Source organism: Variovorax sp. Soil_C_12 (assembly GCF_057657375.1).
Genome location: NZ_JBDGIO010000018.1, coordinates 34,830 through 59,426 on the forward strand (window position 1 = coordinate 34,830; position 24,597 = coordinate 59,426).

A 24,597-nucleotide genomic window follows, 5' to 3' on the forward strand; every position below is an offset into this window, starting at 1 on the left:
CGGCCGCTGTCCATCCGCCGAACCGGCTAGTACGTCGGCTGGGGCGGCGCAGCAGGCCGTCGGCGCTGCGCATTGCCCCCGCTGGCGGGACGTGCATTGCAGCAGGGATGTCGCGCGCAGCGTCTAGGATGGGGGTGCTGGCGCGGCCCTTGCATGGGCCGCAGGCGTTTCACCGTTCTTCGGGAGCTGCGATCCATGAAACCTGTCTCCGAACTGCTCAAGCGCCGCAACTCGGCCGTCTGGCGCATCGAGCCCGGCGCCACCATGTTCGACGCGCTGGAGGCGCTGGCCAGCCACGAGGTCGGCGCGCTGATGGTGATGACGCACGACAAGCTGGTCGGCGTGATCTCCGAGCGCGACTACACGCGCAAGGTGGCGCTGCAGGGGCGCAACTCGAAGGAGGTGCTGGTCGCCGAGCTGATGACGCCCGACGTGCTGACCGTGACGCCCTCCACCCGCACGCGCGAGTGCATGGCGCTGATGAGCCAGAAGCGCATCCGCCACCTGCCGGTGGTGGACGGCGACCGGGTGGTCGGCATGATCTCGATCCGCGATTTGATGGACGACATCATCGCGGACCACGAAGAGACCATCGAGCAGCTGCGCAACTACATCCAGAGTTGAGAAGGCGTGAGCGAACCCGCCGTCGAACTGGTCTGGCCTGCGCGCAAATACCTTCCCGGCTACGTCGCCGCGCTCGAGCGCGGCTGGTCACCCAACAACCTGCGGCCCGAGGCCGGATTCGAGGAGCTGGCGCAGATCCGGGCCAACCCCGCGCGCTTTCTCGAAGGCCTGGTAGACCGCGAGGCCAAGGGGTCGCCGGTTGCCCTGCCTGACGGCACCGTCGTGCCTCGCCTGCCGGGCTATCGCCGCTGGATCTGGGATGGCGAGCTCTGCGGCAGCATTTCCCTTCGCTGGCAGCGCGGCAGCAACGCTTTGCCTGCGTATTGCCTGGGCCACATCGGCTACGGCGTGGTGCCATGGAAGAGCGGCCGGGGCCGTGCCACGCAGGCGCTGCGGCTGATGCTGGGCGAGGCCCGCACCGAAGGCCTGGCCTATGTCGAGATCACCACCAGCCCCGACAACCTGGCCTCGCAGCGGGTGATCGGCGCCAACGGCGGCGTTCTCATCGAGGAGTTCGTCAAGATGCCCGAGCTGGGCGGCACGCCCGAACTGCGCTTCCGCATCGATCTCTGAGGGGCCCGCTCCCCGGTCTGCGGCCGGGTCTTCTTCAGCGCTGCGGGGCCCGTGCCGATTGCTGCGACAGCAGGAAGAGCCGGATGCGCCGGCAGGGCCACAGGCCGCTGCGGTCGAGCGACTGGGCCTGGTCCAGCGCACTCTCCTTCTCGGCGGGGCTGGGCGGTGAAGTCGCCCGATCACGCGCGTGAGCGGGCGGATGGGCATTCGTCCGTTGGCACATGACAAGGCTCCTTCGCGCTGAAGGGCCGCGCGACAGGGACGGCAAGCTGCGGCCGCGCGCGTCGATGCAGGCATGCACCGATCGCCGCAAACCTCAGCGACGAGAAACGGACCGGGAGGGAGGGAGAGATCGCTTGCCGGAGACAACAAGCGTCACGCTGCAGCGGCTTCGGCGCGCAGCGCGGGGAAGCTGCGCTACTGGGGTGCCGAATGTGCCGCACCTGCCGAGGTACGCATCACATCACTGATCCAACTGGCACTGTCCACGCACGAGGCTCCGAAGTAAAAGATGCGGGATTGTTGCCAAGCAACATGATCGGGTCAACCGAGGGCGCGCGTGCCCCTCCATTCTGTGTGCTTTAAGCAACCGCCTTGCTGCGCGCGGAGCCCGCCACCATGTCGAAGCGGAACAGCCGGCATTCGATCGGGCCGTTCCACATCGGCACGCGGCGCGACTCCTTGAGCCGCATGCGCTTGGGCAGCTGCAGGTCGGGCGTGAGCACCCACGCGGTCCAGCCGGCATAGTGCTTCTTCCAGTGGCTCGCGAGCTGCACGAAGAACTCGCCGCCGTCCTCGGTCTGCGCCTCCTCGCGGCTGCTGCGGCTGCCGCGGCCGTCGCGGGCCACCCCCCCGACCTCGATGCGCTCGCCGTAGGGCGGGTTGAGCACGATCACGCCCGACTCGGCCGGCGGCATGCGCTGCAACGCGTCGCCGCCGCGCAACTGCACGGCGCCGGCGACGCCTGCGCGCTCGGCATTGCGCTCGGCGAAGTCGACCATGCGGTGCGATACGTCGGAGCCGAAGATGACGGCCGCCGGCGCCTGCTTCGCCGCGGCCTGCGCCTCGGCCTTGAGCTGCGACCACACATGGGCCTGGAAAGGCAGCAGCTTCTCGAAGCCGAAGCGCCGCTGCGCGCCGGCCGCGATGCCCTGCGCGAGCTGCGCCGCCTCGATGGCGATGGTGCCGCTGCCGCAGCAGGGGTCGTAGAGCGGCGCCTGCGAGACCTCGCCGCGCTCGGGGTTCCACCAGCCGCTGGCGGCCAGCATGGCGGCTGCCAGGGTCTCCTTCAGCGGCGCGTCGCCCTTGTCCTGCCGCCAGCCGCGCTTGAAGAGCGGCTCGCCGGACATGTCGATGTAGAGGGTGCAGTGCTCCGTGTCGAGGTGCGCGAAGACGCGCGCGTCGGGCCACTGGGTCTCGATGCTGGGCCGCACGCCGTTTGCCTTGGCGCGGAAGCGGTCGGCGATCGCGTCCTTGATGCGCAGGGTCGCGAAGTTGAGGCTCTTGAGCGGGCTGTGCTGGGCCGTGGTCTCGATCTTGAAGGTGTTCTTCGGCGTGAACCAGAGCTCCCAGGCCACGCCGCCGGCGATGGCGTAGAGGTCGTGCTCGCTGCGGTAGGGCGCATGGGCCAGCTCGATCAGCACGCGCTGCGCGAGACGGCTGTGCAGGTTGAGCTTGAGCGCCTCGCGCCAGTCGGCGCGCACGCGCACGCCGCCGCGCAGGACCAGGAGCTCGTCGCCGGCGCGGCCGGTCAGCGCATGCACCTCCTGGGCAAGGAAGTCCTCCACGCCGGCGGCGCAGGGCAGGAAAAGGGAGAGATCGTTCATGGCGGGGATGGCCGGCCAGTATCCCATGCGCCCCGTACCGCGTTTGCGCTATGGCCGCGCGCGACCCCGGTGGGAAAATCCCCCAGTCGCATTGCCACAGGGGCTGCCATGACCACCAGCGTGCTGATCGTCGAAGACACACCCGAGTTCATGCGCCGCTTCTCGGATGCGGTGCTGGCCGATCCGGGCCTCGCCCTCGCGGGCGTGGTGGGCACCGGGCGCGCGGCGCTCGCGATGCTGGACGCCCAGCCGCCCGACGTGATGCTGGTCGACCTGGGCCTGCCCGACATCGATGGCGTGGAGGTGATCCGCCACGCGGCGCGCCACCATCCGCAGTGCGACGTGCTGGTGGTCACCATGTTCGGCGACGACCAGCACGTGGTGGACTCGATCGAGGCCGGCGCCACCGGCTACCTGCTGAAGGACGCGGGCGCCGGGCCCATCGCCGCCAGCATCCACGAGCTGCGCGCCGGCGGCTCGCCCATCAGCCCCAGCATCGCGCGGCGGGTGCTGGCGCGCTTTCGCATCAGCGCGGCGCCCACGCCGTCCACGCCGGCCGCACCGGCCCTGCAGCCGGCGCCCAAGGACGCCACGCCCTCGCCGCTGACGGAGCGCGAGACCGAGATCCTGCGCCTGGCCGCCAAGGGCCTGAGCTTCGAGACCATCGGCGAGCTGACCGAGATTTCGCCGCACACCGTGGTGGCGCACGTGAAGAAGATCTACCGCAAGCTGGCCGTGCACTCGCGCGGCGAGGCGGTCTACGAAGCGAGCCAGATGGGGCTGCTGTGATGCGTCGCCCCGGCGCGCGGGCGGCCGGGTTGGCGCTGGTCTTTCTGATCCTGGCCTGCCTCGCAGGCAGCGCGCGGGCCGCGCTTCAATCGCCGCGGCAGGCTGCCGTGCTCGCGGCGCCCGCGGTCGAGCGCTCGCCCCCGCCGCCCGGCGCCGCCTGGCGGCCGGTGACCCTGCCCGACGACGCCGGCTACTCGCGCCCGTCGCTGGCGCGGGCACCGGCGTGGTACCGCGTCGGCTTCGACTACCCGGACGATCCGGTCCGCCAGACGCAATGGGCCGTCTATGTGCCCTACTTCTACGACGGCGGCGAGATCTGGCTCAACGGCAGCCTGATCGGCAGCGTGGCGGAGCGCAGCGCGGCGGTCCATGCGCGCACCTACCGGCCGCAGACGGCGCTGTTGCCCGCATCGCTGCTGCGCCCCGGCTACAACGAGCTGGCGATCCGCGCGGCGGCGCCGAGCGACTATCCGCTGCGCTTCGCACAGCTCAGCATCGGCCCGCGGGACGAGATCCAGCCGCTGCACAACCAGCGCATGTTCTGGGTGCGCACGGTGCCGGAGCTCACGGTCCTGGTGTCCGTGCTGGTCGCCGGCTTCGTCGCCTTCATCTGGTGGCGCCGCCCGAGCGAGTCGCTCTACGGCCTGTTCGGCCTGGCGGCCGTGCTGTGGGCGGTGCGCACCATGACCTTCCTGATCGACGCCCTCCCCATCGGCCTGTGGCAGTGGTGGCGGGTGCTCTACCAATGCGCCACCGGCGGCTTCGTGATCGTGATGGCGGTGTTCACGCTGCACTACGCTGGCATGCGCCGGCCGTGGCTTGATCGAGGGCTGGTCGCCTACGGGCTGGTGGGGCCGCTGTGGTTCGCGCTCGGCGGCTTCGCGGCCGAGCAGGCCATCGCGCGGTGGTGGCTGGGCGGCATGGTGGGGGTGGGGCTGCTGATCATCGCGGTCGCAGTCCGCTACGCGCGGCGCCGCGGCACGCTGACGGCGGCGGCGCTCTCGGCCGTGATGGCCTTCGCGGTGCTGGTGGGCATCCACGACTACCTGCTGACCTGGGACCCGCGCCTGCTCGGGCGCTTCTTCCCGGAATGGACGGGCCACCGCATCCACCTGCTGCACTACGGCTCCAACACCCTGCTGGTGGCGATGGGCGCGCTGCTGACGGCGCGCTTCCTGCGCACCCTGCATTCGCTGGAGGAGCTCAACCGCACGCTGGAGTCGCGGGTGGCCGACCGCGAGCGCGCCCTGGCCGCCAACTACGCGCGCCTGGCCGCGCTGGAGCGCGAGCATGCCGCCGCGGAAGAGCGCCAGCTGATCATGCGCGACTTGCACGACGGCCTGGGCTCGCAGCTCTTCACCTCGCTGTCGCGGGTCGAGCGCGGGGACATGGACGAGGACCAGATCGCGGTCACGCTGCGCGCCTGCATCGCCGACATGCGGCTGGCGCTGGACGCCCTGGCCTCCGGCGAGCACGACCTGGGCGCGGCCCTGGGCAACTTCAGGTTCCGCTGGGAGGCGCAGCTGCTTGCGGCCGGCGTGCGCTCCGGCTGGGACATCGACCTGCCGGAGGACGGGACCACGCTCTCGCCGCATGCCGCGCTGCAGCTGTTGCGGGTGGCGCAGGAGGCGCTGACCAACGTGCTCAAGCACGCCCACGCCACGCGGGTAGAGGTGAAGCTGCGCCGCGCCGGCGAGATGCTGGAGATGGAGATCGAGGACAACGGGCGCGGCCTGGGTGCCGATCCTGGACGGCAGGGCGGCGGCCATGGCCTGCACAACATGCGCTCGCGGGCCCAGCGGCTGGGCGGCACGCTCGAGCTGCGCCCGGCGGCGGCCGGCGGCTGCTGCGTCGTGCTGCGCCTGCCGATGACGGTGCCCGCGGCGGCGACAGCCTGAGCGCCGCCGGCTCGCCCGAAGGCGCGCGCCCTCGGCGCCGCCCTCCCGCGATAGCGGGATGCCTGGCGCGAATGCGGAATTCTTCAAGGAGCGCTTCCCTTCTAGATTCCATCCATGCGCACGTCGCGCGTCTCGATGGAGCAAGGAAGGAATCGCCATGCAACCGCATCCGCACACCGCCTTCGTCAACCGGCCGGCCCGCCGGCGCAGCCGCATGCAGCAGTTGCTGCTCGGCTCCGTCGCACTGGCGGCGGCGATGCTCGCGGTGCTGGTCCTGCTCGGCCACTGGCAGGCCGAGGCAAGCCCTCCCACCGCGCCCACGTTCGCGTCGCCCGCGCCCGCCGGCAGCGGGGACCCCTCGGTCCCGGCCGCCAGCGAGGCGCTGCGCAACGCCCCGCCGGTGCCCGACGAAGCGGTGAGCACCTTCTGAGCACCTCGCCATCGAAGGAAAGATCGCCATGAAGACGCTGGAAAACCCCGAGCTGCACGACGCCCCCTGGCTGGTGGTGCCCTTCGTGCTGATGCTGGTGCTGGGCCTGGGCCTGCTGCTGATCGCGCGCTGGAGCATCGGTTAGGGCCTGTTAACGCTATGCAAGGCGTCCTTCCCTCCAACGCGACCCCTTGCATAGCGTTAACAGGCCCTGGCTAGGCGCAGCGGGCGGGACGGGCGCTCGGGCAGCGCCCGTAGCCTTATGCTCTGCCCATGCACGCCGAGCCGCTGAATCCCCAGGCCACAGCCGCCCCCCGCGTCCCCGCCCGGCGCTACGGCGCGGTGGCGATGACGCTGCACTGGCTGCTCGCGCTGATGATCCTCACGTCCTTCAGCGTCGGCCTCTACATGACGGGACTGCCTTTCTCGCCGCAGCGGCTCAAGCTCTTCAACTGGCACAAGTGGGCCGGCATCACCATCCTGGGGCTGACGGCGCTGCGGCTGCTGTGGCGCCTGTCGCATCCGCCGCCGCCGCTGCCGGCCTGCATCGTGGAGGCCATGCCGGGCTGGCAGCTGGTGGCGCACCGCGGCACGCACCTGCTGCTCTACCTGCTCTTCTTCGCAGTGCCGCTGGCCGGCTGGGCCTACAGCTCGGCGCTGGGCTTTCCGATCGCCTGGTTCGGCGTCGTGCCGCTGCCGGACTTCGTGCCCGTGAACAAGGAATTCGCCGAGGCGGTGCTGAAGCCCCTGCACCACGGCACCGCCTACGCGCTCGGCGCCGTGGTGCTGCTGCACGCGGCGGCGGCGCTCAAGCATCACTTCGTCGACCACGACGGCCTGATGGACCGCATGTGGCCTTTTTCGCGCCAGGGACACGCCCGATGAGCCTTCTTCGCCCCGCGTGGCGCGCCCTGTGCGCGGCCGCGCTGACCCTCGCTTCGGCCGCCGCCGCGAGCGGCGCCGAGCCCATGGCCCAGCTCGCGCCGGGCTACAGCCAGATCGGCTTCGTCAGCAAGCAGATGGGGGTGCCGGTCGAAGGCCAGTTCCGCAAGTTCGATGCCCAGATCGCCTTCGATCCGAAGAAGCCCGAGGGCGGCACCGTGGCGCTGCAGGTCGACATGGCCAGCGCCACGCTGGGCGTGCCGCAGAGCGATGCCGAACTGCCCAAGGCGCCGTGGTTCGACACCGCGCGCTTCCCCAAGGCCAGCTTCCAGTCCACCGCGATCAAGGGCCTGGGCGGTGGCCGCTTCGACATCGCCGGCCGCTTGACGATCAAGGGCCATACCCAGGAACTCGTGGTGCCGGTGACGATCACCCAGTCGGCAGACCGCTCGACCGCCACCGGAAGCTTTACGATCCAGCGCCTCGCCTTCAAGGTCGGCGAGGGCGAATGGACCGACACCTCGATGGTCGGCGACGAAGTGCAGGTGCGCTTCAAGCTGGTCTTGACCGGCCTGCGTCCACTTTGACTTTGCCATGCAAGCACCCAACGCCATGCCCCAGCCCGTCACGATGATCATCCAGTCCGTTGCCGCCGCCGCGTTGGCGGCCGCCGCATTCCTGGCCGCCGCGCAGACCGCGCCGGAGATGGCCGCCCAGCCGGCCGGCGGGCCGGTCAAGGGCGCGAGCTACGTGGTCGACCCCACGCACACCTTCGTGATGTACGAGATGGGCCACTACGGCACCACCACCAACCGCGGCCGCTTCAGCACCAAGGACGGCACCATCAAGATCGACGGCACGGGCAAGAGCGGCAAGATCGACATCACGATGGACATCAGCTCCATCAACACCGGCGTCGACCTGCTCAACCGCCACGTGCTGAGCAAGGACTTCTTCAACGTCGCCGAGTTTCCGGTCGCCCGCTTCGTGGCCGACAAGATCGACTTCAGCGGCGACAAGGTGACCGAGGTCGACGGCTCGCTGACGCTGATGGGCCAGACCAAGCCGGTCAAGCTCAAGGCCAGCCGCTTCGGCTGCTACCTCAGCCCGTTGATCAAGCGCCAGGTCTGCGGCGGCGACTTCGAGACTACCGTGGAGCGTAGCAACTGGGGCATCAACTGGGGCATCCCCTTCGGCTTCGAGGACCGGGTGCGGCTCCTGGTGCAGGTGGAGGCGGTGAACATCACGGGCGGGCCGAGCTGAGCGCAGGCGCTACAACAGACTCTCCGGCGCCAGCGGCGCCAGAATCTCCAGCATCACGCGGTCCCACAGGGTGGAGTCGGGCTCAGTGGTCAGCACCTGCTCGACGCCGGCCTCTTCGCTCACCCATTCAATGCGCTCGGTGCCCGGCGCGAAGCGCACCTTGTAGGCGCCCTGCTGCTTGAGCACCTCGATCAGCTTGAGCACCTGCTGCGCCATCTCGCGGCTGAAGATGATCAGCCCGATCTCGGTGTTGTGCACGTCGGAGCGCGGGTCGAAGTTCATCGAGCCGACGAAGAGGGTGCGCCCGTCGATCACGGCCGACTTGGCGTGCAGGCGCCCGATCTGCGTGCCGAAGAGACCCAGGCGCACGCTGCGCCGGGTGCGCTGCGAGCTGAGTTCGTAGATCTCGGCGCCGAGCTTGAGCATGTCTTCGCGGTAGCGCCGGTAGCCGGTGTGCACCACCGGCTCGTCGGTGGCGGCCAACGAGTTGGTGACCACGCTGATCTTCATGCCGCGCCCACGCACCTCGCGCATCGCCTCCAGCCCGCCCTTGCCGGGGATCAGGTAGGGCGAGACGATGGTCACGTCGGAGCGCCCGCGCCGGATCTGCTCGATCACGTTGTAGCGCACGCTGTCGACGTCCAGCAGTGGAATGCCGCCGTAGGTCACCTGCTTGCCGATCACGCGCTCGGGCGAGTCGGCGTAGGCCTCGGCCCGGGTCCAGATGAGGTCGAGCTTGCCGACCTTGAGGTCCTCCACGATCGGGCTGTAGCCCAGCACGTCGTTGGGCGCGGGCGGGCGCGGGGGCGGCGTGGTCTGCGGGCTGGTCGCCTCCTCGAAGCGGCGCTGGCGCTCCTCGCGCGGCACGCCGGAGGCGACCACGGTCTCGATCGGCCGCACGTACTCGCTGTTCCAGTACTGGTCGAACAGGCTCGCCAGCCGCGGGATGAGGGCGCCCGCGACGAAGGTGTCGAGATCGATGAAGTTGGCGCCGGCCGTCTGCGTGAAGTACTCGTTGCCGATGTTGCGCCCGCCGGCCACCGCCATCGCGCCGTCGGCGATGAAGAGCTTGTTGTGCATGCGCCGGTTGACGCGGCTGAAGTCGAAGAGCGAGGCCGAGAAGCGCCTGAGCATGCTGCCGCGCCCGGCCGGGAAGGGGTTGAAGAGGCGCAGCTCGAGGTTGGGCGTGGCGGCCAGGGCGAGCAGCAGCGCGTCCTCGCCCGAGGTGTAGAGGTCGTCCATCAACAGCCGCACGCGCACGCCGCGCCGGGCCGCGTCGCGCAGCGTGCGCAGCAGGTAGCGGCCGGTCTCGTCGTTGTGGATCTGGTAGTACTGCACGTCCAGCGTGCGCTCGGCGCGCCGCGCCAGCTCGAGCCGGGTGTTGAGCGCGAAGTCGCCGCCCGGCATGAGGCGGAAGCCGCTCAGGTCGGGGTCGGGCTGGGCGCTTTTCGCGATGCGGCCCAGCGTGGTGTCGGGGGAGAGCGGCACCGCCTTCGAAGGCGTGCGCTCGAACTCGGCAGGCAGCATGGCACAGCCGCTGGCCAGGAAGAGCACCCCCATCAGCGCCAGGCCCAGACGCATCCACTGCGGCCAGAGGCTTGGGCGCGCGCTCATCGCTACAGGGCCTTGCGCAGGTTGGCCGGCGCGATGCGCAGCGCCTCACGGTACTTGGCCACGGTGCGGCGCGCGCACTCGATGCCCTGCTCCTTGAGCATCTCGGAGACCTGGCTGTCCGACAGCGGCCGCTTCGCATCCTCGGCGCTCACGAACTGCTTGATCAGCGCGCGCACCGCGGTGCTGGAGGCGTTGCCGCCGGTCTCGGTGCCCAGCGCCGAGCCGAAGAAGTACTTGAGCTCGACCGTGCCGTAGGGCGTGGCCATGTACTTGGCGGTGGTCACGCGGCTGATGGTGGACTCGTGCAGGCCGAGCTCGTCGGCGATCTCGCGCAGCACCAGCGGCCGCATGGCGAGCTCGCCGTGGACGAAGTAGTTCTTCTGCCGCTCCACGATGGCGTTGGAGACGCGCAGGATGGTGTCGAAGCGCTGCTGGATGTTCTTGATGAACCAGCGCGCCTCCTGCAGCCGCTGCGACAGCGCCTGGCTGCCCTCGCCCTTGTGGGCCTTCAGCGCGCCGGCGTAGATGTCGTGCACGCGCAGCCGCGGCATGACCTCGGGGTTGAGCATGACGCGGAAGCGGGCGCTGGTGCCGTGGCCGATGCGCGTGACGATCACGTCGGGGATGACCACGTTGCGCTCGACGTCGACGAAGCGGCGCCCGGGCTTGGGCTCCAGCCGGGCGATCAGCTGGAGGGCGGAGCGCACCTCCTCTTCGTTGCTGCGGGTGAGCGTGGCCAGGCGCTTGAAGTCGCGCTTGGCGAGCAGCTCCATCGGGTGCTTGCAGATCGCGATCGCAGTCCGCCGCACCTGCACCTCTTCCTCGGTGTCGTCCTTTTCCTGCTCGGCGCGCAGCTGGATGGTGAGGCACTCGGCCAGGCTGCGGGCGCCGACGCCGACCGGCTCCAGGCTCTGCAGCAGGCCCAGCGCGACCTGGAAGTGGTGCACCAGCTCGTCGAACTGGTCGTTGTCGTCGCCGGCCAGGCCCGAGGCCAGGGCCGGCAGCGAGTCCTCGAGGTAGCCGTCGTCGTTGAGCGACTCGATCAGGAAGCGCAGCGCGGCGCGGTCGTTCTCCTCCAGGCGCAAGGACAGCGCCTGGCGGTGCAGGAAGGACTGCAGCGACTCCTGGCTCCTGGCCAGCTCGGTCGCATCGGGGCGCTCGTCGTTGCCGAGGTTGTTGGCGCGCGCGGGGGCATCGCCGCCCCATTCGCTGTCGTCCGGCGCCAGGTCGACCGTGCCGTCGCCTTCCCAGTCGGGCTCGCTCTCGGGGGCATCGGCGGCTGCCGCCGTCTCGCTGTCGGCGGGGGACGCCGGCGCAGTGTCGGCAGCGGCCGGGGCGGGCCCGGCGACGAAGTCGCTCTCGCCTTCGGCCTGGCGGTCGTCATCGCGCACCGGCGCATCGGCGGATTCGAGCCCGAACTCCTCGCGCGGGGCTTCGTCGGCGGTGCGCTCCAGGAACGGGTTCTCGTCGAGCATCTGCTCGACCTCCTGGCTCAGCTCGAGCGTGGACAGCTGGAGCAGCCGGATCGACTGCTGCAGTTGCGGCGTGAGCGCCAAGTGCTGCGAGACCCGCAGCGAGAGCCCTTGCTTCATCTCTACATCCGGAAGTGCTCGCCGAGATAGACGCGCCTGACCTCGGCGTTGTCGACGATCTCCGAGGGCGTGCCTTGTGCCAGCACATGCCCGTCGCTGATGATGAATGCGTGATCGCAGATGCCCAGCGTCTCGCGCACGTTGTGGTCGGTGATGAGCACGCCGATGCCGCGCTCCTTCAGGAAGTTGATGATCCGCTGGATCTCGATCACCGCGATCGGGTCGATGCCGGCGAAGGGCTCGTCCAGCAGGATGAAGCGGGGCTGGGTGGCCAGCGCGCGCGCGATCTCGACGCGGCGGCGCTCGCCGCCCGACAGCGCCAGCGCCGGCGAATCGCGCAGGTGGTCGACGCGCAGGTCGTGCAGCAGCTCGCTCAGGCGCTCCTCGGTGCGCTGCTTCGACAGGGGCATCGGCCGGCCGTCGCCGTTCGGCTCGCGCTGCAGCTCGAGCACCGCGCGCACGTTCTCCTCGACCGTCAGCTTGCGGAAGATCGAGGCCTCCTGCGGCAGGTAGCTCAGGCCCATGCGGGAGCGGCGGTGGATCGGCATGTGCGCGATCGGCACGCCGTCGATGCTGATTTCGCCCGCGTCGGCCCGCACCAGGCCGACGATCATGTAGAAGGAGGTGGTCTTGCCGGCGCCGTTGGGGCCCAGCAGGCCCACGACCTCGCCCTTCTCGACGCCCAGCGAGACGTCCTTGACCACCTTGCGGCTGCCGTAGGTCTTCTGCAGGCCGCGCGCCTCCAGGCGGCTGTTCAGCACATCGTTGCGGCCGTTGAGCATGCCCCGGTCCTCCGTCACTTGCGCTCTTCCCCGCCGAGGGTGCTGCTCGAGCGCAGGCCGGTGCCGCTCGCCGGTGCCGGCGCCGCGGCAGGGGCCGCAGCCGCCGGCCGGGTGCCGGCCGCGGGCGCCGAGGCGGCCGCCTTGGGCGTCAGGATGGCCCGCACGCGCCCGCCCGGCGGCGCCGCCACGGCCGCGTTGGGCGGCAGCGAGGAGCCGTTGACGGTGAAGGTGTCGTTGCTCTGGTCGTAGACGATCAGCGGTCCGCTGCTCTCGTCGTTCACGGTCGCGCCGTAGAGCCGGCGCATCACCGCGCGGCGGATGAATTTCACGTTGTCGGCGCGGCTGTCGTACTCGATGACCTCCGACTCGCCCTCGATCCACTCGTCGGTGCCGGCGTCGCGCTTCTGCTTGTAGTAGGCCAGCTTGCCGGGCGCGGCCGTGACCACGCCGTACTGGTAGCCGTCCGGGTCCTGCCGCACGTCGATGCGGGTGCCGCGGATGATGATCGTGCCCTTGGTCATCACCACGTTGCCGGTGAAGACGCTGGTCTGCTTGAGGTCGTCATAGCGCATCGCATCGGCTTCGATGTTCATCGGCTTGGTGCGGTCCGCCTTCTCGGCCTGCGCCATCGGCACCAGGCCGGCCAGCATCGAGGCGAATACGAAAGCACGACAAAGGTGGTGGGAACGGGGGAAGGTAAGAAGTAGCGAAGTCATAAGGCACGAAACTTGCTGGCGGAGATTGTATGCGGCCTCATCGACCGGACTTCGATCGCTCGGATGAAAAAGCCCGCCGAAGCGGGCTTTCCTAGGGGGAGGGGCGAATTCAGGCGCTCTTGCGGGCTTCGCCGATCAGGAAATCGGTGACCTGCAGGGCGCGCTCCATGCTTTTCGCGAGGTCGCCGTCGACGTACCAGCGCCCGGCAATGCCGATCGAGGGCACGCCGGCCACCTGGTAGGCGTCCTGCAGCTGCTTGGCGCGCTGGATCTTGCTCGCCACGCTGAAGGACTTGTACTGCTCGGTGAACTTGGCCTTGTCCAGGCCGTTGGCCGCGACCCAGTCGATGATCTGCTGCTCGCCCGAGAGGTTCTGGCGCTGCTGGTGGATGGCGTTGAACACCTTGAGCTGGTATTCGTCGACCTTGCCCATGGCCTCGAGCGCGTAGTAGAGCTTCTGCTGCGGCTGGAAGCTGGCCTGGAAGGCGACCGGCACCCGCTTGAAGGCCACGTGCGGCGGCAGCTTCTTGATCCAGGCCTCGAGGGTGGGCTCGAAGGCGTTGCAGTGCGGGCAGTTGTACCAGAAGAACTCGATCACCTCGACCTTGCCGGCCGGCGCGTCGACCGGCACCCGCTTGTCGAGCACGGCATAGTCGGTGCCGGCCTTGGGCCCCAGCGTCTGCGCGTGGGTCGGGGTCATCAGAGGAAGCAGCCCCAGCGAAGTGGCGGCCAGCGAAAAATCACGACGTTTCATGTGTAAGGTTCTCCTGTGCGGCTGACAGAGCCCGCGATGCCGCCGGAGTTCCCGGGGGACGGCGCGAGCGTAAAAAGAGGATGGCTCAGCGCTGCACGCGCACCAGGGCCGATTCGAGGCCGCCGCCGTCGAGCCGTTCCTTGAGCCGGTCGGCATCTTCCTTCTTGTTGAAAGGCCCGGCGCGCACCCGGTAGACGGTGCGGCCGGCCTGCTCGCGCTCGGTAACCCGCGCCTCCACCCCCATCAGCGAGAGCCTGGCGCGCTGCGTCTCGGCATCCTCGGGGGTGCGGAAGGCGCCGGCCTGCACGAAGTACATGAAGGGGTCGCTGGCGCTGGGCGCCGCGGCGGCGGTGGTGGTGCCGGGGCCGGCGCCCGCGCCCGAACGGGCCCGCGCGAGATCGCCGATGGGGTCGCTCGACGGCGGCAAGGGGTTGGCTTCGGCCGGCACGGGCGGGCGCGCGGCGCGCTGTTGTTGCTGCTGTTGCTGAGCGGTCGGAGGGACCACCACCGGGGCCGGCGCGGTCTGCGGGACGCCGGGGGCCGCGGCGGAGGGCTGCGGCGCCACGGGGGCGGCCGGCGGCTCGGGCGGACGCACGGGGCCGGCCTTGCCGGCCAGGGGGGCGTTGGGGTTCCAGTCGCGGTTCTTGCGTGCCTCGGCCTCGTCCTGCTCGGGGCCTCCGCGCTGCGTCTTGGTCATGAAGGGGATGGGCACCTTGGTCACGTAGACCGCGATGCCCAGCGCCACGCCCAGGCCCAGCACCAGCCCGACGATCAGGCCGATGACGATGTTGCCGCGTTGTCGTCTTGTAGTCATGTGGAGGATAGCAATCACATCTTGCGCGGCGCGCTCACGCCGAGAATCGCGAGGCCATTGTGCAGCACCTGCGCGCACGCGGCGACCAGTGCCAGGCGGGCCCGCTTCACCGGCTCGTCGTCGACCAGGATGCGCTCGGCGTCGTAGTAGCTGTGGTAGCTGGCGGCCAGCTCGCGCAGGTAGAAGGTGACGTCGTGCGGCGCGAAGTCCTGGGCCGCGGCGGCCAGCATGTCGGGGTACTTCGCCAGCATCAGCAGCAGGGCCTGGGCGGCCGGGCTTTCGAGCGGCGAGAGCTCGGCCTGCGCCAGCGTCGCCACGTCGCCGCCCCAGGCCGCCAGCACCGAGCAGATGCGCGCGTGGGCGTACTGCACGTAGTAGACCGGGTTGTCGTTGTTCTGCGCCAGCGCGAGGTCGATGTCGAAGGTGTATTCGGTGTCGGGCTTGCGGCTGAGCAGGAAGAAGCGCACGGCGTCGGTGCTGGTCCACTCGATCAGGTCGCGCAGCGTGACGTAGCTGCCGGCGCGCTTGCTGATCTTGACCTCCTCGCCGCCGCGCATCACGCGCACCATGGTGTGCAGCACGTAGTCGGGATAGCCGGAGGGGATGCCCTCGCCGGCTGCCTGCAGGCCGGCCCGTACGCGCGCGATCGTGCCGTGGTGGTCGGTGCCCTGGATGTTCACCACCTTGTGGAAGCCGCGCTCCCACTTGGCGATGTGATAGGCGACGTCGGGCACGAAGTAGGTGTAGCTGCCGTCGCCCTTGCGCATCACGCGGTCCTTGTCGTCGCCGTAGTCGGTCGACTTCAGCCACAGCGCGCCGTCCTGCTCGTAGGTCTTGCCGGCATCGACCAGCTTCCTGACCGTGGCCTCGACCCGGCCGCTGGTGTAGAGGCTGGACTCCAGGTAGTAGTTGTCGAAGCGCACCTGGAAGGCCTTGAGGTCCAGGTCCTGCTCGTGGCGCAGGTAGGCCACGGCGAACTGGCGGATCGAGTCGATGTCCTCCACATCGCCGCTGGCGGTGTATTCGCGATCGTCCGAGCGCACCGTCTTCTTCGCCTTGAAATCGTTGGCGATGTCGGCGATGTACTCGCCGTTGTAGGCCTGCTCGGGCCATTGCGGATCGCCCGGCTTGAAGCCCTTGGCACGCAGCTGGGTGCTGGTGGCGAGGGTCTGGATCTGCACGCCGGCGTCGTTGTAATAGAACTCGCGCCACACCTGCGCGCCCTGCGTGGCGAGCAGGTTGCAGATGGCGTCGCCCAGCGCGGCCTGGCGGCCGTGGCCCACGTGCAGCGGGCCGGTGGGGTTGGCGGAGACGAATTCGACCAGCACGCGCTCGCCTTGGCCATCGCGTTTGGCGGTCTCGCGGCCGAAGGCCTCGCCGGCGGCCAGCACCTCGCGCACCACCTGCTGCTTGGCAGCAGTCTTGAGGCGGATGTTGAGGAAACCGGGGCCGGCGATCTCGATGGCGTCGACCCATTGCTGGAAGGCGGGCGTGGCGCGCAGCGCGGCGCTGATGTCCTCGGCCAGTTCGCGCGGCTTGCGCGAGAGCGGCTTGGCGAGCTGCATGGCAGCCGTGCAGGCGAGGTCGCCGTGGGCCGCGACCTTGGGCGATTCGAAGACCGCCTTGGCGCCGGAGCCGGGGGAAAGGGATTCGAGCGTGTTCGCGAGCGCCGCGAGCAGCTCCTGTTTGACCAATAGCATCGCGGGATTTTACCGGGGGCAAACCCGGCCCTCGGCCGCTGCGGTCATCCTCCGCACGGCAGCGGCCGTTAGCAAGGGCGGCCCCGGCCCCGGGGCCCCTGTCACCACTCACCTCAGAGGACACCCACACCATGAAGAAGCTTCTCTCCCTGATGGCCATGGCCGCCTGTCTTTCCGTCGGCGCCGCGCATGCGCAGGACAAGGCCGCTCCGGCCGCTCCCGCGACGCCGGCTGCTCCCGCCGCCAAGACCGCTCCCGCTCCGGCGATGCCCGCCACCCCTGCCACTCCGGCCACACCTTCTGCCAAGGCCCCGACCGCTCAGCAGAGCAAGATGGCGACCTGCAACAAGGACGCCGCAGACAAGAAGGGCGACGAGCGCAAGGCCTTCATGAAGACCTGCCTCTCGGCCAAGCCGGTGACCCAGCAGGACAAGATGAAGACCTGCAATGCCGACCCCAAGGCCAAGGCGCTGAAGGGCGATGAACGCAAGGCCTTCATGAAGGAATGCCTCTCCGCCAAGCCGGCCGCCTGAGCCTCGCGCTTCCTCGATTCAAGCCCGGCGGGCAGCTGCCCGCGGGGCTTTTTCATGACTCCCGGGACGATCGGCCTGCCCGGCGGCTACCTCAGCACGCTGAACAGGTTGTTGAAGTCGTCGGTCCACGGCGCCAGGTCCGCGGCCGCCTCGTGCTGCGTGGCGGCGCTGCGCACCGGCTCGCGCTCGAGCGCCTGCGGATCGCGCGCCACCAGCATCCAGATGCTGCGCTCGACGTCGATCTCGTCCGGCGTGTCGTCGATCAGCGCCGTGTGCAGGCCGCGCACCTGCGCGAGCTTCGCCACCACCGTGTCGAGATGGAGGTAGCGGTTGGAGACATGGAAGGCGATGACGCCGCCGGGCTTCATGTGGCGCAGGTAGATGTCCATGGCCTGCACCGTCAGCAGGTGCGCAGGCACCGAGTCGGCCGAGAAGGCGTCCACGGCCAGCACGTCGAAGCCCTGTGGCGCTTCGCGTTCGAGCTGCAGGCGGGCGTCGCCGAGCACGCGCTCGATGCGCGCGTCGCTGTCGCGCAGGTAGCTGAACTCCGTGTCGGCCAGCTCGAAGACGCGCGGGTTGATCTCGTAGACGCGGTAGACGTCCCCCGGCCGGCCGTAGGCGGCCAGCGTGCCCGCGCCCAGGCCGATGAGCCCCACGCGGCGCGGGCCGGCCGGCGCCGCCTCGATCGCCCGGCCGACGCCGGAGCTGTTGCTGTAGTAGGAGCCGGGCCAGCGGCGGTTCGCGGGCGACAGGTACTGCTCGCCGTGCAGCGTCGCGCCGTGGTAGAGGCGCCGCACCCGGTCGTCGGGCAGGATGCCCGAGTCCACCACCATCATCGCGCCGTAGAAGTTGCGGTCCATGCGCCTGGCGCGCGCGTCGTCGCGCAGCTCTTCGGCCAGGAACCAGCCGCAGCAGGCCGCCATCGCCAGCGATGCCAGCACCCCCATGCGCCGGTGCCGCCAGACCAGCGCCGCGGCGAGCGCGCACAGCACCAGCCCGATGCCCAGCTCGTAGAAGGTCGGCAGCACATGGGGCGCGACCAGACCGACCAGCGCACCGCCGGCCGCGCCGCCCAGCGAGAGCATCAGGTAGAAGCGTGTGAGGTACGACGGCCCCGGACGCAGGCGCGCCGTCTCGCCGTGCAGGCACAGGCACAGCAGGAACAGCCCGACCAGGTAGATCGGCAGGCCGGTGCGCAGGTGCGAGCCGATGCTGTCCTGCAGTCCGTAGGCGCACAGCGCCAGCATCGCGGCCGCGAGCGGCAGGACCACCGCACGGCGGTACCAGCGGTCGCTTTCGAAGCTGAGGATGAAGGTCAGCAGGTAGACCGACAGCGGCAGCACCCAGAGGAAGGGCACCGGCGCCACGTTCTGCGTGACGTGGTTGGTGACGGCCAGCAGCAGCCAGGAGCCGAGCGCGGGCAGCAGCAGCCACAGCAGCTGGTCGATGAGGCGCGGCTTCGTCTCCGGGCTGACCACGGGCGCGGGCGCGTCGCCGGACGGCGCCACGACCTCGATCGCCGCCGGCCAGCGTCCGGCAACGTAGAACGCGGTGGCGCTGCACAGCAGCACGAACACGCCATAGCCCGCGGACCAGGCCCAGGCCTGCTGCTGCACGGTGCTGCGCGGCTCGATCAGCACGGGGTAGCAGAGCAGCGCCGCCAGCGAGGCCAGGTTGGACAGCGAGAAGTAGCGGTACACCTGCGCGCCCCACGGCGTGCGCGTGATCCAGGCCTGCACCAGCGGCCCGGTGGTGGACAGCAGGAAGTAGGGCAGCCCGATGGTCGCGACCAGCAGGCCGAGGATGCGCAGCGTCGGCTCCTCGCCGCCGCCGGGCTTCCAGGACGCGTCGGCCAGCACCGGCATGAAGGCCAGGCTGGCCAGCAGCAGCGCGCCATGCACCTTCGCCTGCGTGCGCGGCTCCAGGCGGCGGGAGATCCAGTCGGCATAGGCGTAGCCGGCCAGCAGCGCGACCTGGAAGAACACCATGCAGACCGACCACACCGCCGCCGAGCCGCCGAACCAGGGGAGGATCTGCTTGGCGACCAGCGGCTGCACCAGGAACAGCAGGAAGGCGCTGAGGAAGATGGTGCCGGCGAACAGCGCCTTGATGGACGCCGGCTGCACGGCTAGCCCCTTGCCCCGAAGCCGCGCGCCAGGAACACGGCCACCAGCGGGATCAGCGCGATCAGGTGCGCCTGGATCATCACCAGCTTGCGCGTTTTCTTGACATCCGCCGCATCGGGCAGCGAGCCGCTGGAGCGCACTGCCTTGCGCCAGCGGAAGTAGGTGAGCGTCGGGAAGATCGAGAGCACGGCGATGATGATGAAGAGCCCCAGCTTCACGTGCAGCAGCGGGTTGGTCCAGTACCAGGTGGTGCCCTTCATGCCCCACCAGGTGCGCGCCAGGCCGGTGGCGAGCACGGCGATGGCCGAGATGCCGTAGACCATGTCCACCTTGGCGATGCGCTCGACCGCCGCTGCATTGAGCCATTCCACGCGGCACAGCGCGGCCTCGCTCGAGATGAAGACCACCATCGTGAGGATGGCCAGGAAATGCACGTACGCAAGGATCGCTTCGAGGGTCATCTTGTTTTTTCCGGGGAAGTCGCAGGCGCAGCGATTGTGCCGCCCCAGAACTCCGGCCGTGCATACTGCGCCTTCAAAAAATCCAGCCACAGCCGCACCCGCAGCGCCAGGTGCTTGCGCTGCGGAAAAACGGCATAGATGCCGTTGGGCGGCGCCGCGAAATCGTCGAGCAGCGGCACCAGCAGGCCGGCGTCGATCTCGGCCTCCACCTCCCAGGTGCTGCGCCAGGCGATGCCGTGGCCGGCCAGGCACCAGTCGTGCAGCACCTGGCCGTCGGAGCAGTCCAGCGGGCCGGTGGGGCGCAGGTAGATGACCTCATGCTCGCCGTTGGCGCCGGGCACCCGAAAGGCCCAGCCGCGGGTCTGCGAGGCATCGCTGGAGAGCGTCAGGCAGGCGAAGCGCGCCAGCTCGTTGGGATGGCGCGGCGCGCCGTGCCGGCGGATGAATTCCGGCGTGGCCACGCAGCGGCGGCGGTTGTCGGCCAGGCGCATGCTGACCAGCGAGGAGTCGGGCAGGTCGCCCACGCGCACCGCGCAGTCATAGCTCTCGCCGGCCACGTCGATCACGCGGTCGCTCAGGTTCAGCGAGATCGTCACCTCGGGATGCAGGTGGTGGAAGCGCGGCACGAGCGGCGCCACGTGGCGCCGGCCGAAGCCCGCCGGCGCCGTCACCCGCAGGTGGCCGCTGGCCTTGACCCCGCCCGCGCTCACGCTGGCCTCGGCATTGGCCAGCTCGACCAGCAGGCGCTGGCAGTCCTCGAGGAAGGCACTGCCCTCGTGCGTGAGCGTGATGCGGCGCGTGGTGCGCACCAGCAGCTTGACGCCCAGCCGCTCCTCCAGCGCATCGAGGCGCCGCCCCATGATGGCCGGCGCCACGCCCTCGGCCTTGGCGGCGGCCGTGAGGCTGCCGCGGGTGGCGATTGCGACGAAGGATTCGAGCTGCTTGAGGCGGTCCATCGGCGGGGATTATGCGGAGCGCGGCAGGCGCTCGGGAGGCGAAGGAATAATGTTCGTCTTCAACTTCTATCGAGGATCGGAAAGTGACGCGTTCAGACCTGATGGCTCAAGCCCGGCGCTGAGCCTTACGGGCGTTTCCAACGACGAGTTCGGTCCTGGCGCATTCAGATCCAGCAGCCAAAGTGCCTGAGGCTCGAGATCGGTGCTGGGCGTTGTGGAGACTTCCAACGATGGAATCGAGCGAAGCACGCCGGGGTTGATTCGCCCCCTCTCGTCCTGATGCTCGACAGGTTCCCGTCGCATGTCCCGGATGTAATGCTGAATCGCGACCTTGATGAGGTTGTTGCCATGCTGGCCGACGATGAACTTCGTATCCGAATTGATATTGAGGTGTTCAACGTGGTACCTGAATAAGACTCGCGCGACCGGGACGGAGACGGCTGGCTCACGTCCGGTCCGATGGGCGATCACTTTGCTGACATGAAAATCCAAGGTGTTGGAACCCGGGTCATACCCAAGCGTCTTTTGGAAGACGCCATGATCCACGGCGTCTTGCAAGACTTTCAGCGATTCGAAAAGGTGCCTGCCGTTCTCGCAAGCCGAGATCACGTCATCGAACTTCAAAGACTGAACAGCGCCAGCGCTGCGTCGACCCGGCGCACTTTGGCGCAAGCCCAGAGCAAGGTGCCGAAGGTGTAGACGTCGGGCTTGACACGCCCCGCGGTTCCCAAGGCTATCTCTACGCAAATCCACCTCCTTCGTGAAATGTTTGCCTCTCTGCTCAGGCGAAGTTCGTCCAGGATGGCGGCTCCCCCGCCTTCTGCATCGGTGAGAGGCCATGCAGTTCCCCAGCGAGGCCGTCGCGCCGCCAGCGATGCGCCAGTTGCGCGATGTGCGCCAACTCCGCCTTCAGGGTCTGGACATCGATATCCATCGTCGTGCGCAGGTAGCACGCGAGTTCCTGCGTGCTGTCGTCGATGCAATACGCTGCGTTGTGCTGCTGCGCCATCGATACGTTGAGTGCCAGCAGGCGACGCAAAGCGGCCGCTTCAGTGGCCAGCGGCACCACGCCGAAGACGCAGTACGCGAACAGGCATGCGGGCTCGCTCAGCGGGTCGTAGCCGACACTGAACGTCACGTCCTCCACGCAGGCCTCGAAGGCGATGGGCAAGTGCGGGTCGAATTCGAACACTGGTTCCTCCCAGCCTGCGTCGCGGTAGAAGTCGCTGACGAGATCCAGGAATCGTTGCGCGGAGTCCGGGTTCTTCATTGGCGTTTCTGACCGGGAACGAACTTGGGTGCATCCGCGTTCAGTGGGCGCCATGCATTCGAAGGAACGAATTCGGGCGCATGCGCGTTCAGCAAGGGGCTCGCGACGTCAATGTTCTGTCTGAAATTCAACTCAGTTCCTCTTGGAGATGTTTACTTGTTTAGTCACGCCACGCGCGGAGGGCAAGGCTCAGGCACTGACGTCGATGCGATGTCAGTCCAGGTCGCATTTCCGGACCCTGACTCGATGAGTAACCGCTGTCGGGCACGAGTTCCCGCGCACACCAGGAGTCGAGGGTCAAGTCCGGGCGCGCGGTAGCCGGCGGTCGGCGGACAGCTCAGGAGGGGCTGAAGCGCGAGACCATTTCCACCCAGGCTGCGTGGCCGATCTCGGCCTCCACTTGCGCGGCCAGGCTCCTTTGCTCGAAGGCACGGGCAGCCACGAACTGTGCTCCTGCATGGTTGTACTCGGAGCGATCATCCGGAAGCCGGATGAGTGCACGGGCCATCGCTGTGCACCACATCACCTGCTCGGACTCCGACAAATCCCTGATCCATAGCAGCGTGCCCATCGCCATCGTCTCGTCGTCCACAACGCAGCGCATGACATTGCACAAGCCGTCAGCGGAAAGCAAGAATTCGCCAGTGCCGGCCACGCGGACTGTCAGCATGGCACTCAGTGCGAGGTGGGCCTCTGGGAAAGTCAGTCGAGACAGCAGTTCCTCCGACTTGCCCAGCCCGGGGTTCGCGGCAGCGGAATCGATGGCCTTGGCGATGAGCAGACGCAGCTTTGAGTTGAAAAAGCCGGGCTTGAGATTCATGAGCAAGAGCAGCCGCCAGCCAGGGGCCCATTGATGCAGGTGTCGGATGCAGTCATTGAGTTTGCCGAGCTCGATGGCCGCCATCTGCCTCGATAGGGCCACCATGTCGTCCAGCGGCTGTTCTTGCGCAATATTCTTGATTGAACCTTGTGCGTTGCCCTGCGGTACAACGGTGGTCTGGATCGGCGGCAGCGCGGCCCCAAGATCGACGCGATGCGCGAGCGCCTTGAAAAGCAAGGCGACGGTGGCGCCGCTGCATCGGCTTCGAACCAGTGCGTAGCGGTTCTGCAAGAGGAAGCGGTCCTGCAAGAGGTAATCCACCACGGCGTGCGCGATCAGGCCTGGGCCTTCGACCATTGCCAGGATGCAGTCGAGCTCGACGGAATGATCGGCCCTGCAAAGCATCGGCAGCGCATGGACCATATTGCGGCGCAGGGTGTCGCCCGGGGTTCCTATCCGTTCGACCAGCGCCTGGATGACCTGTTTCTGCCCTGCACCCATCGACGAAAGAATCGCTGTCGCGACTTCCGCGTAGTACGGCTCGCCGGTCATGAAGAGCACGGCGGCCATCTCCCGCGCTACTGAAGCCTGTTTCGCCGCAGCCTCTGCATCTTCCTGATCGATCTTTTTTATGTCGAGGTTCAGAACCTCGATTCCGACCGCTCCAAGCTTTTGGCTGACAGCCTCGAAAAGTTCGCCATAGACCCCATGGCGAAATTCCGGGTGCGGTGATTGATGAAGAAGACGCGCGGCGGTGTACAGGTGCCCGTCTCTGAGGGCCTGCCGAAAGTCCGCGGCCAGATGGACGAGCGTGTCCGCATTCCCGAGAATGCGGCCGGCTTTGACCTTCAGCGAACCCAGGATGCCGGTCTGCGGTTCCTGCTGCACCTCTTGCTGGATCTTCAGAAGTGAGCGCCCATGGGCCTTATAGTCCGACTCGTCCCACTGCAGAGACCATTGAGTCAGCGCACTCACAAGGTAACTTTTCAGCGCTTCGGCGAATTCCGCATCCATCTTGTTGGACAGCGATGCAAGTTCTCGCAGGCGGCCCAGGCCCTTCTCGATGTCCTGCGAATTCACGGCCTGCTCGACCGCAATGCGCAAGACTTCGCCTTGCAGTCCGGCCGGCACTTTGTAGAGCAGGTGCAGCGTCCTTTCTGCAAGCCAAGCCTTCGCTTGCAGCCCGTCGAGCAGACCGCTGAGCTTGTTGCCATACGCCTCAACCACCGGAAGAGGCGTTTTCCCCGTGGTCAAGACGGGCCAGGTGATGCATTTCATCGCTCCCGCCCGCGCGGGATCGTGACGCTCGACGTCGTCAGCGAGCCACAGGAGCGAGTGCAATTCGCCCAGGTATGCATCCGCGGGCATGTTCCGGATCCGTTCCAGCGTGATGTGCACAGCTTCGACGAGTGTGAGGTCGTCATCAAAGACCTTGACCATTTGCATGGTCAGTGTCGGAAACAAGGCGACGCACTCCTGCCTTTTCTCCGGCGATAAACACGGCAAGAGCTTGAAGAACAGGGGAAAGTTCTGGCCGAGCCGCGCGTCGCGGACTGCGGTGCTCAGGACCCGGCCCATGGCATTGCTGCCATCCTGATCGTCGCTGGTCTTCAGCCGGCGGATATGCTCGGGCGAGCACCGGTTCAGCAGGACAAGTCGAACGGCCGGCATGCACATGCATATCAGTGTGCATGCTGGGTTGAAGTTGTCCGCGCCCATCAGGATTTCGAGGGCCTGGGAGATCGGCTCCAGCGCTTCTTCACCCAGCTTCGAAGCCGCGACGAACTGGTTGTCGTTCTGGAAGTCCAGGCTAGTGATTTTCTTTAGGCAATCCCGTACCGACTTCCATTGATCGCCGCAGGCTTGAGCCTCAAGAGGCCGGGGTCGCTGGGGCATTCTCAGTTGACGACCGCCACTGCGATCGAGCCTTCGCGAATCGACGAGCCTGAGTAACACGTGTCTTGAGGACTGGATCGAGTCGGGTTCGAGCACCCTCGATGTACTCGGCGCTTGTCCATCCTGAATGCGTCCTTCTGCAATCCGGCGGCCGCGTCCTACGTTGTTTGAATTCAACTCCGACCCTCTTTGAAAGCGTTCATCCGCACGCTCGGACGAAGGCGGCCGCGCCGATCGATCGAGTTCGGTCAGCGTTTGCACTCGGCTGACTGCACACC

24 protein-coding genes are annotated in these 24,597 nt (G+C 68.3%); 9 read left to right on the forward strand and 15 right to left on the reverse strand.

The window, feature by feature from the left end:
• The first annotated feature begins 195 nt into the window (after positions 1-195).
• The gene (locus tag AC3A6X_RS31445; RefSeq protein WP_106556987.1) at positions 196-624 is read left to right on the forward strand and encodes a CBS domain-containing protein; all 429 of its coding nucleotides are present in this window, start codon (positions 196-198) and stop codon (positions 622-624) included.
• Between the two features lie 6 nt (positions 625-630).
• On the forward strand, positions 631-1,197 hold the full coding sequence (locus tag AC3A6X_RS31450) for a GNAT family N-acetyltransferase (protein ID WP_309959067.1): 567 nt from the start codon (positions 631-633) through the stop codon (positions 1,195-1,197).
• Between the two features lie 34 nt (positions 1,198-1,231).
• Here AC3A6X_RS31450 and AC3A6X_RS31455 read toward each other — a convergent pair whose 3' ends face one another.
• The gene (locus AC3A6X_RS31455; RefSeq protein WP_487845860.1) at positions 1,232-1,420 is read right to left on the reverse strand and encodes a hypothetical protein; all 189 of its coding nucleotides are present in this window, start codon (positions 1,418-1,420) and stop codon (positions 1,232-1,234) included.
• 358 nt (positions 1,421-1,778) lie between these two features.
• On the reverse strand, positions 1,779-3,023 hold the full coding sequence (locus AC3A6X_RS31460) for a THUMP domain-containing class I SAM-dependent RNA methyltransferase (RefSeq protein ID WP_487845861.1): 1,245 nt from the start codon (positions 3,021-3,023) through the stop codon (positions 1,779-1,781).
• 108 nt (positions 3,024-3,131) lie between these two features.
• Here AC3A6X_RS31460 and AC3A6X_RS31465 point away from each other — a divergent pair, with 108 nt between their 5' ends.
• From AC3A6X_RS31465 to AC3A6X_RS31490, 6 genes are all read left to right on the forward strand, one after another.
• Positions 3,132-3,812 carry a response regulator gene (locus AC3A6X_RS31465; protein ID WP_487845862.1) on the forward strand — a complete coding sequence of 227 codons (681 nt, stop codon included), beginning with the start codon at positions 3,132-3,134 and terminating at the stop codon, positions 3,810-3,812.
• Positions 3,812-5,710 carry a sensor histidine kinase gene (locus tag AC3A6X_RS31470; RefSeq protein ID WP_487845863.1) on the forward strand — a complete coding sequence of 633 codons (1,899 nt, stop codon included), beginning with the start codon at positions 3,812-3,814 and terminating at the stop codon, positions 5,708-5,710. The genes AC3A6X_RS31465 and AC3A6X_RS31470 overlap by 1 nt, the downstream gene beginning before the upstream one ends.
• Positions 5,711-5,867: 157 nt before the next feature.
• Complete coding sequence (locus AC3A6X_RS31475) at positions 5,868-6,140, forward strand: hypothetical protein (RefSeq protein WP_487845864.1); 273 nt, start codon at positions 5,868-5,870, stop codon at positions 6,138-6,140.
• 273 nt (positions 6,141-6,413) lie between these two features.
• Positions 6,414-7,025 carry a cytochrome b gene (locus AC3A6X_RS31480; RefSeq protein ID WP_487845865.1) on the forward strand — a complete coding sequence of 204 codons (612 nt, stop codon included), beginning with the start codon at positions 6,414-6,416 and terminating at the stop codon, positions 7,023-7,025.
• Positions 7,022-7,609: a YceI family protein gene (locus AC3A6X_RS31485; protein WP_487845866.1), complete on the forward strand. Its 588-nt coding sequence runs from the start codon at positions 7,022-7,024 to the stop codon at positions 7,607-7,609. The genes AC3A6X_RS31480 and AC3A6X_RS31485 overlap by 4 nt, the downstream gene beginning before the upstream one ends.
• Positions 7,610-7,616: 7 nt before the next feature.
• Positions 7,617-8,285, forward strand: coding sequence for a YceI family protein (locus AC3A6X_RS31490; RefSeq protein WP_487845867.1), 669 nt, complete (start codon positions 7,617-7,619; stop codon positions 8,283-8,285).
• A gap of 9 nt (positions 8,286-8,294) precedes the next feature.
• On the opposite strand, the gene AC3A6X_RS31495 is transcribed toward AC3A6X_RS31490, so the two are convergent.
• From AC3A6X_RS31495 to argS, 7 genes are all read right to left on the reverse strand, one after another.
• Complete coding sequence (locus AC3A6X_RS31495; RefSeq protein ID WP_487845925.1) at positions 8,295-9,866, reverse strand: phospholipase D family protein; 1,572 nt, start codon at positions 9,864-9,866, stop codon at positions 8,295-8,297.
• A 35-nt stretch (positions 9,867-9,901) separates the two neighbouring features.
• Complete coding sequence (locus AC3A6X_RS31500; RefSeq protein WP_487845868.1) at positions 9,902-11,491, reverse strand: RNA polymerase factor sigma-54; 1,590 nt, start codon at positions 11,489-11,491, stop codon at positions 9,902-9,904.
• Between the two features lie 2 nt (positions 11,492-11,493).
• Positions 11,494-12,273: an LPS export ABC transporter ATP-binding protein gene (lptB, locus tag AC3A6X_RS31505; RefSeq protein ID WP_106556996.1), complete on the reverse strand. Its 780-nt coding sequence runs from the start codon at positions 12,271-12,273 to the stop codon at positions 11,494-11,496.
• Between the two features lie 14 nt (positions 12,274-12,287).
• On the reverse strand, positions 12,288-12,989 hold the full coding sequence (lptA, locus tag AC3A6X_RS31510; RefSeq protein ID WP_487845869.1) for a lipopolysaccharide transport periplasmic protein LptA: 702 nt from the start codon (positions 12,987-12,989) through the stop codon (positions 12,288-12,290).
• Positions 12,990-13,098: 109 nt separating this feature from the next.
• Complete coding sequence (locus AC3A6X_RS31515; protein ID WP_106556998.1) at positions 13,099-13,743, reverse strand: thiol:disulfide interchange protein DsbA/DsbL; 645 nt, start codon at positions 13,741-13,743, stop codon at positions 13,099-13,101.
• Between the two features lie 85 nt (positions 13,744-13,828).
• Positions 13,829-14,557, reverse strand: a complete 729-nt coding sequence (locus AC3A6X_RS31520; protein WP_487845870.1) for an SPOR domain-containing protein — start codon at positions 14,555-14,557, stop codon at positions 13,829-13,831.
• 14 nt (positions 14,558-14,571) lie between these two features.
• Positions 14,572-16,257 carry an arginine--tRNA ligase gene (argS, locus tag AC3A6X_RS31525; RefSeq protein ID WP_487845871.1) on the reverse strand — a complete coding sequence of 562 codons (1,686 nt, stop codon included), beginning with the start codon at positions 16,255-16,257 and terminating at the stop codon, positions 14,572-14,574.
• A 131-nt stretch (positions 16,258-16,388) separates the two neighbouring features.
• On the opposite strand from argS, the gene AC3A6X_RS31530 reads away from it, so the two are divergent.
• Entirely contained in the window at positions 16,389-16,790 is a 402-nt protein-coding gene (locus AC3A6X_RS31530; RefSeq protein WP_487845872.1) for a PsiF family protein, read from the forward strand.
• 86 nt (positions 16,791-16,876) lie between these two features.
• Here the strand turns inward: AC3A6X_RS31530 and AC3A6X_RS31535 are convergent, their stop codons facing one another.
• The 6 genes from AC3A6X_RS31535 to AC3A6X_RS31560 all read right to left on the reverse strand — a co-directional run bounded on the left by AC3A6X_RS31535 (position 16,877) and on the right by AC3A6X_RS31560 (position 24,580).
• A complete protein-coding gene (locus tag AC3A6X_RS31535) occupies positions 16,877-18,916 on the reverse strand; it encodes a spermidine synthase (protein WP_487845873.1) in 2,040 nt (679 codons plus the stop codon).
• Positions 18,917-18,918: 2 nt separating this feature from the next.
• On the reverse strand, positions 18,919-19,377 hold the full coding sequence (locus AC3A6X_RS31540) for a DUF2214 family protein (protein WP_487845874.1): 459 nt from the start codon (positions 19,375-19,377) through the stop codon (positions 18,919-18,921).
• Positions 19,374-20,333 carry a LysR family transcriptional regulator gene (locus tag AC3A6X_RS31545; protein WP_106557007.1) on the reverse strand — a complete coding sequence of 320 codons (960 nt, stop codon included), beginning with the start codon at positions 20,331-20,333 and terminating at the stop codon, positions 19,374-19,376. Before AC3A6X_RS31545 ends, AC3A6X_RS31540 begins: the two co-directional genes overlap by 4 nt.
• A gap of 66 nt (positions 20,334-20,399) precedes the next feature.
• Complete coding sequence (locus AC3A6X_RS31550; RefSeq protein WP_487845875.1) at positions 20,400-20,957, reverse strand: hypothetical protein; 558 nt, start codon at positions 20,955-20,957, stop codon at positions 20,400-20,402.
• A 157-nt stretch (positions 20,958-21,114) separates the two neighbouring features.
• The gene (locus tag AC3A6X_RS31555) at positions 21,115-21,603 is read right to left on the reverse strand and encodes a CesT family type III secretion system chaperone (RefSeq protein WP_487845876.1); all 489 of its coding nucleotides are present in this window, start codon (positions 21,601-21,603) and stop codon (positions 21,115-21,117) included.
• Positions 21,604-21,940: 337 nt separating this feature from the next.
• A complete protein-coding gene (locus AC3A6X_RS31560) occupies positions 21,941-24,580 on the reverse strand; it encodes a hypothetical protein (RefSeq protein WP_487845877.1) in 2,640 nt (879 codons plus the stop codon).
• Positions 24,581-24,597 lie beyond the last annotated feature (17 nt).